Source organism: Aquella oligotrophica, from assembly GCF_002892535.1.
GTDB lineage: Bacteria > Pseudomonadota > Gammaproteobacteria > Burkholderiales > UBA11063 > Aquella > Aquella oligotrophica.
In genome coordinates this window covers 2,335,033-2,349,029 of the sequence record NZ_CP024847.1, presented here as the reverse complement: position 1 = coordinate 2,349,029, position 13,997 = coordinate 2,335,033, and the positions used below count along the sequence as shown (strand labels likewise).

General features: G+C 38.9%; 12 protein-coding genes and 1 pseudogene. 7 read left to right on the top strand and 6 right to left on the bottom strand.

The genetic code is table 11. The annotated features are described in order from the left end of the window. Nucleotides 1–903, bottom strand: a complete 903-nt coding sequence (locus tag CUN60_RS10680; RefSeq protein WP_102952029.1) for a glycoside hydrolase family 18 protein — start codon at nt 901–903, stop codon at nt 1–3. A gap of 241 nt (nt 904–1,144) precedes the next feature. Between CUN60_RS10680 and CUN60_RS10675 the strand changes: the two are divergent. Together CUN60_RS10675 and CUN60_RS10670 are read left to right on the top strand one after the other, a co-directional pair. After that, a pseudogene (locus CUN60_RS10675) lies at nt 1,145–1,890 on the top strand (SDR family oxidoreductase). A 26-nt stretch (nt 1,891–1,916) separates the two neighbouring features. Beyond that, nucleotides 1,917–2,516, top strand: a complete 600-nt coding sequence (locus CUN60_RS10670) for a LysE family translocator (protein WP_102952028.1) — start codon at nt 1,917–1,919, stop codon at nt 2,514–2,516. On the opposite strand, the gene epsC is transcribed toward CUN60_RS10670, so the two are convergent. From epsC to CUN60_RS13005, 5 genes are all read right to left on the bottom strand, one after another. Beyond that, nucleotides 2,517–3,044: a serine O-acetyltransferase EpsC gene (epsC, locus tag CUN60_RS10665; protein ID WP_102952027.1), complete on the bottom strand. Its 528-nt coding sequence runs from the start codon at nt 3,042–3,044 to the stop codon at nt 2,517–2,519. 1 nt (nt 3,045) lies between these two features. Continuing rightward, entirely contained in the window at nt 3,046–4,008 is a 963-nt protein-coding gene (gene cysK, locus CUN60_RS10660) for a cysteine synthase A (RefSeq protein ID WP_102952026.1), read from the bottom strand. Nucleotides 4,009–4,337: 329 nt separating this feature from the next. Further along, entirely contained in the window at nt 4,338–5,834 is a 1,497-nt protein-coding gene (locus CUN60_RS10655) for a helix-turn-helix transcriptional regulator (RefSeq protein ID WP_158649396.1), read from the bottom strand. Between the two features lie 49 nt (nt 5,835–5,883). Next, nucleotides 5,884–8,682 (bottom strand): DUF1554 domain-containing protein, encoded by a 2,799-nt coding sequence (locus CUN60_RS10650; RefSeq protein ID WP_102952024.1) that lies wholly within the window; start codon nt 8,680–8,682, stop codon nt 5,884–5,886. Nucleotides 8,683–8,842: 160 nt separating this feature from the next. Next, nucleotides 8,843–8,989, bottom strand: coding sequence for a hypothetical protein (locus tag CUN60_RS13005; protein ID WP_158649395.1), 147 nt, complete (start codon nt 8,987–8,989; stop codon nt 8,843–8,845). Nucleotides 8,990–9,333: 344 nt separating this feature from the next. Here CUN60_RS13005 and CUN60_RS10645 point away from each other — a divergent pair, with 344 nt between their 5' ends. The 5 genes from CUN60_RS10645 to CUN60_RS10625 all read left to right on the top strand — a co-directional run bounded on the left by CUN60_RS10645 (nt 9,334) and on the right by CUN60_RS10625 (nt 13,993). Next, nucleotides 9,334–10,428: a 4Fe-4S dicluster domain-containing protein gene (locus CUN60_RS10645; protein ID WP_102952023.1), complete on the top strand. Its 1,095-nt coding sequence runs from the start codon at nt 9,334–9,336 to the stop codon at nt 10,426–10,428. A gap of 11 nt (nt 10,429–10,439) precedes the next feature. Next, nucleotides 10,440–11,297, top strand: a complete 858-nt coding sequence (locus CUN60_RS10640) for an FAD/NAD(P)-binding protein (protein ID WP_102952022.1) — start codon at nt 10,440–10,442, stop codon at nt 11,295–11,297. A 1-nt stretch (nt 11,298) separates the two neighbouring features. After that, nucleotides 11,299–12,120: an NADH-quinone oxidoreductase subunit B family protein gene (locus tag CUN60_RS10635; RefSeq protein ID WP_102952021.1), complete on the top strand. Its 822-nt coding sequence runs from the start codon at nt 11,299–11,301 to the stop codon at nt 12,118–12,120. A 95-nt stretch (nt 12,121–12,215) separates the two neighbouring features. Continuing rightward, a complete protein-coding gene (locus CUN60_RS10630) occupies nt 12,216–13,520 on the top strand; it encodes a Ni/Fe hydrogenase subunit alpha (protein WP_102952020.1) in 1,305 nt (434 codons plus the stop codon). Then, a complete protein-coding gene (locus tag CUN60_RS10625; protein WP_102952019.1) occupies nt 13,517–13,993 on the top strand; it encodes a hydrogenase maturation protease in 477 nt (158 codons plus the stop codon). The genes CUN60_RS10630 and CUN60_RS10625 overlap by 4 nt, the downstream gene beginning before the upstream one ends. Nucleotides 13,994–13,997 lie beyond the last annotated feature (4 nt).

Here is a 13,997-nt window from a genome sequence, read left to right as displayed (position 1 = left end):
TTAGGGGTTAAGCGCAGTATAAATTTGCTGTTGTACAGCTATTTCGTATTTGTAATTATCAGAATTTAAACGCCATAAGTGTATTCCTGCCATGCGATATTGATAATAAGTGGCAAGAGCCTCTTCAGTAGTTGGTGTCTCACAATTAGTTTCCGGGCAAATTCCATATAAAATCTTATTCGCAGATACCCCAAGGGCAAAATATGATTCAGGAGTAATATCAAGCCCTCCAGCATAAGATTGCATATTAATGTAGTCTACTTGGGCTAATGATGGCATCGTTAGATATTCAATATCTGCTGGTGAAATGGTAAAGTAGAATTGTTTATGATATTTATTTGATAATTGCTGTAAGGTTTCATGTATTCTATTTGCCAAGATGGGGAATCTTTCAATTACGTTATTACTTTCATAGTCAATGTCGAAACCGTCAATAGCATATTTTCCATTTTCATAAGTTTGATAGTATTCAATAAAATTTGCGACGGATTGAGCATATTCGTTAATATCGGTTTCTGACTTTAGCGTATCTAGTGGCATTCCCCACTTTCCTTGCCCATTGCCCCACCACTGTGAAATAATTATCTTTATAGCTGGGTTAGCCTCCTTCGCTTTAGCAATCAACCATTGAAAGCGATTAGATAGTGCTCCAGTGGATTCACTATTATAAAGCCCAAATTTATTATTATCTTGTATCCCAGCTGGACCAATATACAACACATTTACATCATTTAGGGGGATCTGATTCCAGAAATCAGGGATTTTATAGTAATCTTGTGTATCAGCTATATAGAACCATGCGCCAGATATGCCATTTGTTCCACCATTGGCTGATGAGCTTCCAGAACTACATGAAAAGAGCGTGATCGTTGCAAGTAGCAGAGAGAATAATTTGATTTTCATTGTTTAGCATCCCTAAATTCATGCTTGAGCGATAAGAGCTTTAATTTTATTAAAATTATTGTTACTAACAAAATTTATAAGGGATTATATCAAACTACATTTACTGATAGCCTGAAGAATTTATTCAATTACTTTTTATAGATAGACATTCTAGGTGAACAAGGTAGTCTATTTTTTGTTGCTGATAGGATAGTTTTTGATATAATTTACATCATTGTATGGTGTGGTAAAGAGGTGAAAAATGTTAAAGGTGGCGTTAGTTACTGGTGCTAGTAGAGGAATCGGCAGGGCAACTGCAATACTTCTGGCAAAAAATGGTTATCGGGTATGTGTAAATTTCAATAAAAGCGCAGATGAGGCTACAGGTGTAGTTAAGCAGATACTTGATTTTGGCGGTCATGCTATTCCAATTAGAGCGGATGTAGCTGACGAGAAACAGATAATCCGAATGTTTGAATCAATCGATCATGAGTTTGGACATCTTGATGTTCTTGTTAATAACGCCGGGATATTATTTACTCAGTGTTCAATCTCTCAACTTGATAGCGAGCGAATAAATAAAATATTTTCAACCAATGTAACTGGTACAATCATCTGCTCTAGGGAAGCTGTAAAAAGGATGTCCACTCTAGCAGGTGGTAGTGGAGGTGTTATTGTTAATCTTTCTTCTAGAGCAGCAATTTGGGGCTCCCCAATGAATATCTTGATTATGCTGCTTCAAAAGGTGCTATTGATACTTTTACCACTGGCTTAGCAAAAGAAGTTGCTGATAAAGGCATTCGTGTAAATGCGGTTCGTCCTGGACTAATTTATACCAATATGCATGCCGATGGTGGTGAAGAGGGGCGGGTTGAGCGTTTAAGTACAACGATTCCCATGAAAAGAGGTGGCTATCCGGAAGAAGTTGCTGAAGCTGTTTATTGGTTGGTTTCGGATAAATCAGCTTTTACAACGGGATCATTTATTGATGTATCAGGTGGAAGATAATTTTATTTCTAACATAAAGGTAAGGGATGGAGTATTATTTATCATTATTATTATTTTGTGTTTCAAGTTCGATAACCCCAGGACCTAATAATCTGATGATGTTGATGTCTGGGATTAATTTTGGGGTTAAACGTTCGTTACCACACTATTTTGGTATCTTATTTGGTTTTTCGGCAATGGTGTTTCTGGTTGGAATGGGACTTGCCGGGGTATTTGCCAAATTTCCAGTTTTACATCAGGTTATCAAGTATATCGGGGCAATTTATATGTTATATCTTGCTTATCAAATAATCCGTTCTAGTAGCTCATTAAAAGAAGTTAAATCTGCGCGCCGTCCGTTATCTTTTTTTAAGGCAGTTTTATTTCAATGGGTAAATCCTAAAGCATGGGTTATGGGTATCGGTGCTGTTTCTGCATTCACGGTGATAAATTTACCGATGGTGTCACAAGTCATTATTATCAGCCTTATTTATTTTTTAGTTGGTGTTCCTTGCATTGCTTTCTGGCTTATTGGTGGCGTTGCGGTTAGGCGCTATTTGAATAACACACGTCATTTGCAGATATTTAATGTAACCATGGGTATTCTTCTTATTGCATCAATTCTCTTGATGTTATTTGGTGAGTAATCAAATTACCCAATCCTCAACCGACTTGGTAACTTTAGCAACCGGCGAACTAATCGTAACATTTCCAGCTACTTCTTGCATTACGATACTATTTGGTCCAATCTTGGCATTGGAGTGAATTTTAATATTGCCAAGAATTTTTGCCCCAGCACCAATAATTACATTATCCGCAATCGTTGGGTGACGCTTGGTGTTGGCAGTAGATGGAATACCAAGCCCACCAAGAGTTACGCCATGAAAGATTGTCACATTATTGCCAATCACAGTTGTTTCACCAATAACAATTCCCATACCATGATCAATAAATAGATTTTTGCCAATTATTGCCCCCGGATGAATTTCTATCCCGGTTAGAAATCGAGCTAGATGGGCAAAAATCCGCGAGCTTAGCCGGAATTTATGTTTCCATAACCAGTGATTTAGCCTATGCCATAAAGTGGCATGAAAGCCCGGATAAACCAGAATTACCTCCAGTACGGACGGGCGTACTGGATCCTGCTTCTGATAATGGCGGATAAGTTCCAGCATATTATTGTTCGTCCGGGTTAATGAATAATGCCGTAGATAAATAGCGTTCAGCAAATGATGGAATAATCAGGACAATTTGTTTACCAGCATTTTCTTCACGAGAAGCAACTTCTATTGCTGCTTTTAGTGCTGCACCAGATGAAATTCCGCCTGGGATTCCTTCTACACGTGCAAGTTCACGTCCTTTTTCTAATGCATCTTCATTACTAATCTGAATGATTTCATCAATGATTTTTGTATCCAAAATTGATGGAACGAATCCAGCTCCGATACCCTGTATCTTATGTGGTGCTGGCTTTCCACCGGATAAGACCGGGCTGGCACTTGGCTCTACGGCAATCGCTTTAAATGATGGTTTTCTTGATTTGATTACTTGGGAAATACCAGTAATTGTGCCACCCGTTCCAACTCCAGCAATTAGAATATCCGCACCACCATTGGTATCAGCCCAAATTTCTTCAGCGGTTGTTTGACGATGTATCGCTGGGTTTGCTGGATTATCAAATTGTCCAACTAGGAAAGCTTTTTGCTCTTCGGCTATTTCTTTTGCTCTTCTGACTGCGCCACTCATACCTTCGGCAGCAGGAGTTAGAACTAATTCAGCTCCTAGGTGGGAAATCATTTTACGGCGTTCAATCGATACACTTTCAGGCATGGTAAGTATCAGCCGATAACCTTTAGCTGCAGCAATAAAAGCTAATCCGATTCCAGTATTTCCTGAAGTTGGTTCTACCAATAATGTTTCATTCGGAGTAATTTTATTTTCTTTCTCAGCCGTCTCAATCATATTTAAAGCAATCCGATCTTTCACCGATGCTAGCGGATTAAAAAACTCAAGTTTTGCCAGTAGTTGAGCTTTTAGCTGATATTTTTTTTCAATTTGATGTAGGCGAACTATGGGGGTAGCGCCAATGGTTTCAGTAATACTATTATAAATACGGTTACGGAAAGTAGCTGTAGTCATGATCAATCCTTGAGTATAGATTAAGTTAAGTTATTAAGATAAAAAATATTTATGCTACGAATAGCTATCGAATGATGAATGAGTAATTAGATTAGTTGCAACAGCAACAACAAGATAGAGGAAATGCTTGTGATAGGAAAGAATCGGCAAAGCAGATATTATGCTTATCTGCTAATGTAAATGATAAATGAATATTTGTTGCCATAATCTTGATTGATAAAACGTTTGTTTACGTAAGCTATTTTATTCTAGAGCTGTTTTAGCTGTCAACTATTTTTATAGTTATTTCTTGTCACCTCAGGTTCCTAGCACTTAATTTAGTTGCTAAGTTAGACAATCCAGTTTTCAATATTTGTTCCAGTTAGATGATGCGAACCAGAATTTAGCAAACCTGATGGGATCAGGTCATAGGCAATTATAAGTGCTGCATCAAGTAATTGTTGCTGGGTACTAATGCCTAATTGTAGTTTTATTTTCTTTAAATGTTCATTAACAGTTGTCAGTGACATTTTATGACCCAGCATTGTCATTATTGAAGCAACTTCAGATGCCGAATAGTTTCTGGCATAAAAAAATAAAACCATGTGCTGTTTTCCGGTAATTTTATACTTTTGATTTATTTTGGTAGTAGGAAATGAGAATATTTTGAAAATATTTACCATTATCCGCGGGATATTTACAGTATGAAATGGACGACAATTAACTAATATGAGTTTCTGTTTTGTTATCGTTGTGATTTGAATTACTGTCCGTACAAAAATTTTGCACTCATTTTCTAATTTTAAGATGTCAAGGAAAGAACCTTGTTCTGTGTTTAAAAAATGATTTCGGTTTGACCGTATAAATACATTATATGAATCTTCAATGCTGGCATAGGCGCTAGTTTTTGCCAGTACGGTTCCGCCATCATAAGTAGTCAGATATGCTGCATCGTCAGTATTTTTATAGTAGTTAATAAATGCATCTATGTAGCTTATCAGCTCGTTATCGTCATGATGATAGGAGGCTATTGAGTTAACGTTAAATGATAACCTAGCTGCTAATACACTGTGGCTAACGATTGGATACTGTGTATGCCCCTTTAGAAGAATTAGATAGTCATCGATTAAGTATGAACCTGACTTTAGAAATCCTCTTGGCATAAGCGAAGGAAATCCTGCTAATGTAGCCTTTTTTTTAAGCTCAGCTTTATTTTTGGCACCAAATTGGATCTTTAGGTTTTCCAGATGCTCATTAACTCTGGAGGAAGACATAGTCATGCCAAATGCGCTAAGCCAAGATGATATTTCCGTATAGGAGTAATTTCTTAAAAAAAGAAATAATACTAGCAATTGTTTTGATGTTAGCTCATATTTCCCTGTCCATGGACGAATACAATATTCTTTCTTAGCATAAGAACAAAACGCTAAATCAGAGTATCTTTGCAGGGAAAATGGGCGCATATACACATAAATTCCAATACTTTCATCATCAACGATGATTGGATATTTATGTGTAATATACAGGTGGCTAAATTTATCAATATCCATGATTTCAAAAAATATATGATGCTTTTTATCAGATAGTACCTGTAAATTTTGTTGTGAAATTATTTCATGATTATCTTGATAAAATTGTAATAATGGTAAATCCGTTTCAGTCAATAGCTTACCAATTAGCAAAATTTTATTGGTTATTGAGAATTCACTGGTAAATTCATTACTAACCGCAATAATACGCTGATGATTGTCTAGAATGTAGGCAATGAAATGCATTGTTTCACTAATAAACCGAAACCCAGTAATAAAATTGGTTAACTCAGGTGTAATATTTATATTTTTTTTCAAGAGCCTACTCACTAAGAAATGATCCGTTCTTCAATTATTATAATCTAAGCTATTGTTGAACACAGTATATTCCATATCTACGTCCGCCTCCAGCAGTTTTTTTGCTACAGCTAGCAATACCACTATTGATCGCGTTTGCATTAATTTCAGTAGAATGACCAACAATGCTATTTACAGAATTAGAATCAGTTATCCAACCTGAGCAAATATCTGTACTGGTGGTCCAATCAGACTGTAATCCGGTACGTAACGAATAATTGCCGCTATTATCTATAGGAGCACTCCAGTCAAAAGGGATAACAGATTGTGAATTTGCCGTACCAATTACACCACAAGCAGCATTTACATAATCAATCCCTGGTTGCAGCACCCAATTGTTTAAAGGTACCGCCGTGCGGGTGCTACCATTAACTAGCATGGCCTTGTAACTAATATTCATATCTTGTGGTTTCGAAAGATCAGTATTACAAATAGCATCAGCAGCATCTATTGCACTAGTAAATGGGGAACCAGGAAGCACATTAGTATTGGCATAACCAAGTAGATCCCCACTTATACCAATTTCGCCATTATGTGCTGCATAAATCAGTCTACTTCCTGTCATGCAGTTGCTACCAATATTGCTAAAAGCAATTCCAACCGGAGCTGAAAAATTAGGTGATGCTGTTGTCGGTGTTTCAGTGCATACATTAAAACTGCCATCACTATTTAATGTACATTGGTACATTTTTCCAGTGCTACTACCTACATAAGCATACTGGATGCCATTAATATAAGTAAAAGCAACAGATTGCGGACTCCACGCTATGGCACCACTAGTAGGAGTAGCAATATTACATATATTAAAAGTGCCATCATTATTTAAACTGCATTGGTAGACACCATTACTACTAGCGACATAAGCATAATTGATACTATTAATAGTGGTAAAAAAAATATTCCAAGGTGTCCAGACTGGAGGATTGTCTGTAGGAGTCGCCTGACAGTTGCTTAACGAACCATCGGCATTGTCATTCTCATCTACTGTACAAATATACAATTTACCTTCATTCCCGCCAGCTACATAAGCAGATTTTGTTCCATTTGTTGAAACAGCAATTGCTATTCCATTTGGTTGCCAGTTAGCTGGTGCGTCACTACTTGGAGTATCTCCACAAGCACTTAGATTACCATTATTTCCCACGGTACATTTATAAACCTTCTTATTAAATGCATCTCCTAAATAAGCATACTGAATATTAACAGGAGGGGTAGTGGAGTAGTTAGCAACTGTTGAAAAAGTAATCCCGGAAAGCTTCCAGCTAGACACTCCACTGGATGGAGTTCTATTACAGTTATTTAATGAACCATCATTATTATTAATTGTACACTGATATGGTCCGCCATCATAGGCCGCAATATAGGCGTATAAAAGGTTATTAGATACTGCTATGGCTATACCAGTTGGATATGCAGGTCCACCGCTTGGTGGTGTTGTTACACAAGTGTCAAATGAACCATTAGTTCCAAGCTTACATTTATATAAGGCGCCCGGGCTAGCCCTATTAGCAATATAGGCATAAGCTTCGGTAGTTGGAGCTGGAGATGGGCCTGGACCCGGGGTTGGCGTAGGTGTAGGCGTCGGGCTTGGTGCTGGTGTCGGCACCACATCTGGATTTACATTCTGACTTGTACCCCCTGTACTTGTCTCTGTCTGTCCAGATGGGTTTTGGGCAGTTACCGTTACTAAGTTTGTTGTCGGTGCTACACTTGTATTAATCAACTCATACGTTACCTTGATTACTCGCTGTCCATTTAATATCTCATCTGCTACTGTTATTTTCACATTCGGACTGCTGCTCGTTACCGTTATCTGCGATGCTGTCAAATCTCCTATATTGTATAAGTAACCATACTGGATTGAATCTTTCTGTGTCAGATATACCTGATTGGGGGTTAATTGCAGATTGATATTATTACCCTGCGTAGTCAGTGTATACGTTGCCGTACTCGTACTGCTATTTGTCGTAGCTTTTAATGCTTCACTCTTCAGGTTTAGTCTCTCGGCTAAGCTACTTACCGCTGATGTAGCTAATGTCTGGTACGATGTCCGTACTTTGATATTCTGCGTCAGGTTCACTCCCTGCGGAATCGGTAACTCTATCTCTACTACATCTCCCATTTGTAGCGGTGAACTACCTGGTCCTGCGTTATTACTTGTTACCGTCTGGTTCGGGATTACATTCCCACTTTCATCTACCAACTCTATCGTATTGATTGTCCCTACATTTGGTGACTGCACTACTGCGGTTACCAAGATAAATGGTACTCCGCTTTCGCTATATTGCGCTTTGGGATAGAAATATAAGCCTACTCCATTTGCATTGGCTGATTCGCTATATGGTACTTGTTGCACTCCAATTGCTAACGGTGTTGCTGCTTCGGCTCCATTACTATCTATTGCACTTACTACCGTACCTCCTGCTATTGTTGATTCTGGTACTGAGAATTTCAGGTAACAGCTACTTTTTGCTGCTATATTTGCACAGGCTAATGCACTTGCCTGATCCATGGTTATGCTATTTCCTGAGCCTACCTGCTGCCCAACACTATACTTGATTCCACTTATCGCTACATCTGATGGGTTATATACTCCCATGTAGTTGATACCTGTCTTGTTCGCTAATGAAGGTAAGATACTTGGGGCTACAAAGATTAATTGACTATTTCCATTAGGTGGAACTGTGCAGCAGCCACCGCTTCCGCCTCCACACGCACTTAATACCGCTGCGGTTATCCCTGCTAATGCCAGATTCTGAATCCTACGACTTCTTCCATGTACGAATGTCTTTGTTGTCAGATTTTTCATGCATGCCTCTTATACCAATTATTTCTATATTTTTTATTTCTTATCTACCATGTATACTTAGTTTTGCTTTAGTAAATATGGTCATCTCTCAAAATAAACAGGATGATATTTCTTGTCTATCACCCTGCTCTCATGAAGGAATCTTTTATAATGTTGCTATTTAGAAATTGTACTGTACACCACCCAGTACCAAATTCGTTGCTCCAGCACTCTGATTTCCGCCACCAAATGGTACATAAATTGTATCTTCTACTCGTAAATCAAAATGATTACTAATCGCAAATGATCCTCCCACTCCCGACAACATTACTTTCTGATGGCAGACTATAAATCACCTTTGAAGCAAATAACTGTAATCCACTGAATATTTTAGTATTATTTTTAACTAGCTAGAATGGCTAGCTTTAATTTGAGTAATTTGGTTTATTGGTGTCGTTGTGGTAAAAAGTATTTTTACTTCAAATAGATATGGGTGGTTAAGTTTAGGTTTAGCCTAGTATGCCCCCTTAAATCTATAGAGGTTATAAATGTCGTAAACATGCAGTAAATAGGCTACTGGTTTGGTGGGTTAATAACCTTATAAAAATTGTAGCTATTAATTGCTTATTTTGATATAATATTGATATATCAAATCTACTTGGCGAAAATCCCATGAGTCATTATTACTTTATTCCACATACCAAAATTGATCAGATACTTAGCTACTTCAAGGGAAATGGCTATAAATGTCTCGCGCCACGCCATCTTGAAGGCGGTATCAGTTATGCGCCAATCAGTAAGGCAGAAGATCTGCCATGGGGCTATGTTGATGAACAAAAGCCGGGGCATTATCAAATCACAAAAACGGAGAGTCCGCAGGCATTTGGCTTTACTGTACCGACAGCATCGGTTAAGCCCATGCTATTTAAGGCAAAAGAAACGGTTTGGAAAGTAAAGCGTGATGATTCTGGCAAGCTTGCTTTTGAGTCGGTTGTGGATGTCGAAAAAATAGCTGTATTTGGTGTTAGACCGTGTGATTTACGTGGAATAGAGATTCAAGATCGGGTATTTCAGCATAATTCATATAATGATATTCGTTATAGTAAACGGCGTGAGAATCAGTTTATTATTGCGATGAATTGTGGTACTTCACATTTTAACTGTTTTTGTGTGGCGTTAGGTGATTATCCACGAGCAGATAAGGGGTATGATTTGGCATTAACCGAGATTAATGCTGGATTTGTTGCCGAGATTGGTTCGGATAAAGGTCGTGAATTATTATTGTATCTTGAAGTTGATGCTGCAACTGGTGCAGAAGTAGAGCATGCGCTTAATTTAATTGATAATGCCGCACAAATGCAGCATAAGCAATTGCCGCCAATTAAAGAGGTGGAAGCTAAGCTAATGGCAAATCTTGAACATGAGGCGTGGGATGATGTTGCCAGCCGTTGTTTGTCATGCGGTAGTTGTACTAATTCCTGCCCAACCTGCTTTTGCCATACTGAACGAGATATTCCAAACGTACTGGGTACTGAAACCGAACACACGCGGGAATGGGATTCATGCTTTAGCATTGATCATAGCTACACTCATGGCGAAACTTACCGCGAAAACCCTAAATATCGTTATCGTCAATGGTTAACCCATAAATTCTCAACTTGGCGTGACCAATTTAGAACCAAAGGTTGTGTTGGTTGTGGGCGTTGTGTAACTTGGTGTCCAGTTAAAATTGATGTGGTTGATGAAATCAACACGATTTGCAAATAAGAGAGAAGATTATGCTATATACCAATGATGCCTATACCCCGCATGAAGCAGAAATTGTTGAATTTATAAAAGATCACCACGATATTTTTACTATTCGTTTAAAATTTACTGATCCTGAACTTGATAGCAAATATTCATTTCGTCCCGGACAGTTTAATATGATTTACTTTTATGGTGTTGGCGAAGTTGCTATTTCGATTGTAAATGACCGCGATCACCAAAAAGGACGGTTTGAGCATACAATACAGGTTGTTGGACGAGTAACTAAGGGAATGATGAAACTTCAAACTGGCGATAAAGTTGGCGTCCGCGGACCATTTGGTACCAGCTGGCCAATGGCTGAGGCTAAGGGTAAGGATGTGGTAATTGTGACTGGCGGGCTTGGTAATGCACCTTTGGTGGCAGCAACCGAGGAAGTTTTACAAAATCGCAATCAATACGGTAAATTAAGGGTAATTCATGGAATTAAAAGTCAGGATTGGCTAATTTATCAGGATATGTATGAACGCTGGCATAATTCTCCAGATACCAAAGTAATGATGGCAACAAGCGCCGAAGATCCAGTAGATAATGGTAAATGGGAATGGAAAAAAGGTTTTGTGACAGCCTATATCCCTGAGCTTGATATTGATTTTGCCAATAGTGTGGTAATGACAGTAGGTCCAGAGCCAATGATGTTGGCGGTTGCCAAGGAGTTTATCAAAGCTGGCGCTAAGCCGGATAATGTATTTGTCAGTCTTGAGCGGAGTATGAAATGCGCAATTGGACACTGTGGGCATTGTCAGCTTGGTTCGCAATTTATCTGTAAGGATGGTGCTGTGTATCCATACCCAGCTTGTGAAAAACTCCTTGCCGTGAAAGGATTATAAGATGTCAACGCCTGATAAATTAATAAACTTTGCAAAGCGTCCCAAAATAGCAGTGCATAAGTTTAGCTCTTGTGATGGCTGTCAGCTAGCATTGATTAATGATGCGGTGTCTTTACTTGAATTGGCAACGATGGTTGATATTGTTCATTTTGCCGAAGCAGGACCACTAGATGAGTTTGCTGAAGTTGATCTGGCGATAATCGAGGGTAGCGTAAATACCCACCATGATGTGCATAGAATTGAAATGGTGCGCGCTAAAGCTAAATATGTCCTTTCCGTTGGTGCCTGCGCCTTGACCGGTGGGATACAAGCTCTACGCAATTTTACCGATGAGAAAGAATTACGCCATTGGCAACATGATGTTTACCCTGAAGAGACTGAGGTAATTATTGAGGGTGATTTAGCAACCGCCAAACCAATTAGCGCTTATGTTAAGGTTGATTTTGAATTACCGGGTTGTCCAATTAATACTGGGCAGATTTTACGGGCGATTCGTCAAATACTTTTTGGCGTTGAACCAGAAAAAAATGTTGATCCAGTCTGCACTACCTGTAAGCATGCTGGAGTTACTTGTGTGATGGTTGCCAAGAATGAACCGTGCCTTGGTCCGGTGGTTGCTGATGGCTGTGATGCGATATGTCCAAAGCTTGGACGTGGTTGTTATGGTTGTTATGGACCAGCGAAATATGCCAATATGGATGCAATGATAGCCAAATTAAAGGAAATGGGACTAAGTGATGAACAAATTAAGCATAAATTTCATCATATTAATAGTCAAGCAATAACATTTCATGGAGTAGTTGCTCGGACTATCTCGCAATAACTGCGTCACCTTGCCCCTTGTTAATGGCTTCATATTCCGATGCAGTTATAGTGGATACTTTATATAAATAATTATCATAGATTAGGTAAAAAATTATGAACGTTGAAAATCGCACTACCAAAATTGAAGTTCCAATTCTTGCCCGGGTAGAAGGTGAGGGGGCACTTGATCTGGAAATTACGGCTGGTAAAATCACCAAGTGTGAATTGAGGATTTATGAGCCACCACGTTATTTTGAGAAATTTCTTGAAGGGCGTGAACCAAATGAAGTGATTGATGCGGTTGCCCGGATTTGCGGAATTTGCCCATTAGCTTATCAGGCTGGATTTTCGAATGCTTATGAAGCTGCATTTGGGGTTGAATTGACACCGTGGATTCATGATATGCGCTTATTGATGTTTCTTGGTGAATGGATTGAATCACATTATTTACACACTCATTTACTGGCTGCACCTGATTTTCTTAATTATCGTTCTGGCATTGAGATGGCAAAAGATTATCCAAATGAGGTACTCCGTGGTGTCCGATTACAGCATTTGGGAAATGAAATCCTTAAACTTCTTGGTGGGCGTTCAGTTCATCCAAATGGCATGAAAGTTGGTGGATTTTATCGTGCACCGCGTGAAGAAGAAGTTGCGGTATTGATTCCGAAGCTCGAAGCTGCATTGAAAGATGCAAAGGATGTTGTTGAATGGTTTAGTCAATTGCCGTTTCCTGATGCTGAAGTTCCATTTAAAATGGTTAGTCTCCGTCATCCGACCGAGTATCCCGTTTTCGCAACAGAAGTTATTACCAGTGATGGCGAAACGTTTAATATCAATGATTATGATGAGCATTTTCGTGAGTTTCATGCTCGTCAGTCAACTGCACTACATTCAACAACAATTGCTGGTGAACCAATTTTGTTTGGACCTTTATCGCGGATTAACCTTAATTTTGATCGTTTGCCTCCACATATTCAGGAAATGGCAAATGCTACTGGAATCAAATGGCCAAGCCGCAATATGTTTCATTCAATAATTGCTCGCTCGATAGAAGGCTATTGGGCAATTGAACGCGCGCTTGAAATTTGCCGTAACTATACCTATACTGATAAACCTGCGCTAGAATATACGCCAAAAGCTGCCAATGCTTGGGGTGCTGTTGAAGCGCCACGTGGAATCCAGATTGATCATGTGCAGCTTGATGAGCGCGGTTATGCCACGGCAATCAGAATTTCTGCACCAACTTCGCAGAATTTGCCATGTATCGAAGCAAATTTACGCTCGTCCTTGGAGACATTTGGCTTAGATAAACCAGATGATGAATTACGCCTCCATGCCGAAATGGTTATCCGGAATTATGATCCGTGTATTTCTTGCTCTGCTCATTTTTTAACGCTTAATATTACGCGCCAATGATAAAAACTTTAATCCTTGGGATTGGTTCACCCTTTGGTGATGATAGGGCTGGTTGGCTGGTAGTGGAGGAATTGGAGCAAGTTCCTACAATCAGAGAAATGGTTGCAAAAAATCTTCTGACCCTTGAAGTCGCTGATCGTCCCGGAATTAATCTGATAAACTGGCTACTTGGTGATTATCAAAGAATTATTTTAATTGATATGGTTAAAACGAATCTCAAGATTCCTGGTAGTATTTATAAATTACAGGCGAACGAGATTATCGGTTTTAGTGGCATGCTATCTAGTCATAGTCTGGGTGTTTCGGCTTCATTGGCATTAGCTAAAGAGCTTGGGATTAATATTGATAATGTTGAATTTTGGGGAATTGAAGGTTCGTTAATTTCGCCTGAAAGTGAAGTTTCCCAAGCTATTCTAACTGGAGTTTCTCAAGTTTCTCAAAAAATCTTGGTTGATCCAGAGCTTCATTTATAAAGAA

Coding starts and splice junctions, on each gene's coding strand:
- CUN60_RS10630 (WP_102952020.1), top strand. CDS start 12,216: ATGAACGTTGAAAATCGCACTACCAAAATTGAAGTTCCAATTCTTGCC.
- CUN60_RS10680 (WP_102952029.1), bottom strand. CDS start 903: ATGAAAATCAAATTATTCTCTCTGCTACTTGCAACGATCACGCTCTTT.
- CUN60_RS10635 (WP_102952021.1), top strand. CDS start 11,299: ATGTCAACGCCTGATAAATTAATAAACTTTGCAAAGCGTCCCAAAATA.
- CUN60_RS10625 (WP_102952019.1), top strand. CDS start 13,517: ATGATAAAAACTTTAATCCTTGGGATTGGTTCACCCTTTGGTGATGAT.
- cysK (WP_102952026.1), bottom strand. CDS start 4,008: ATGACTACAGCTACTTTCCGTAACCGTATTTATAATAGTATTACTGAA.
- CUN60_RS10670 (WP_102952028.1), top strand. CDS start 1,917: ATGGAGTATTATTTATCATTATTATTATTTTGTGTTTCAAGTTCGATA.
- CUN60_RS10640 (WP_102952022.1), top strand. CDS start 10,440: ATGCTATATACCAATGATGCCTATACCCCGCATGAAGCAGAAATTGTT.
- epsC (WP_102952027.1), bottom strand. CDS start 3,044: ATGCTGGAACTTATCCGCCATTATCAGAAGCAGGATCCAGTACGCCCG.
- CUN60_RS10645 (WP_102952023.1), top strand. CDS start 9,334: ATGAGTCATTATTACTTTATTCCACATACCAAAATTGATCAGATACTT.
- CUN60_RS13005 (WP_158649395.1), bottom strand. CDS start 8,989: ATGTTGTCGGGAGTGGGAGGATCATTTGCGATTAGTAATCATTTTGAT.
- CUN60_RS10650 (WP_102952024.1), bottom strand. CDS start 8,682: ATGAAAAATCTGACAACAAAGACATTCGTACATGGAAGAAGTCGTAGG.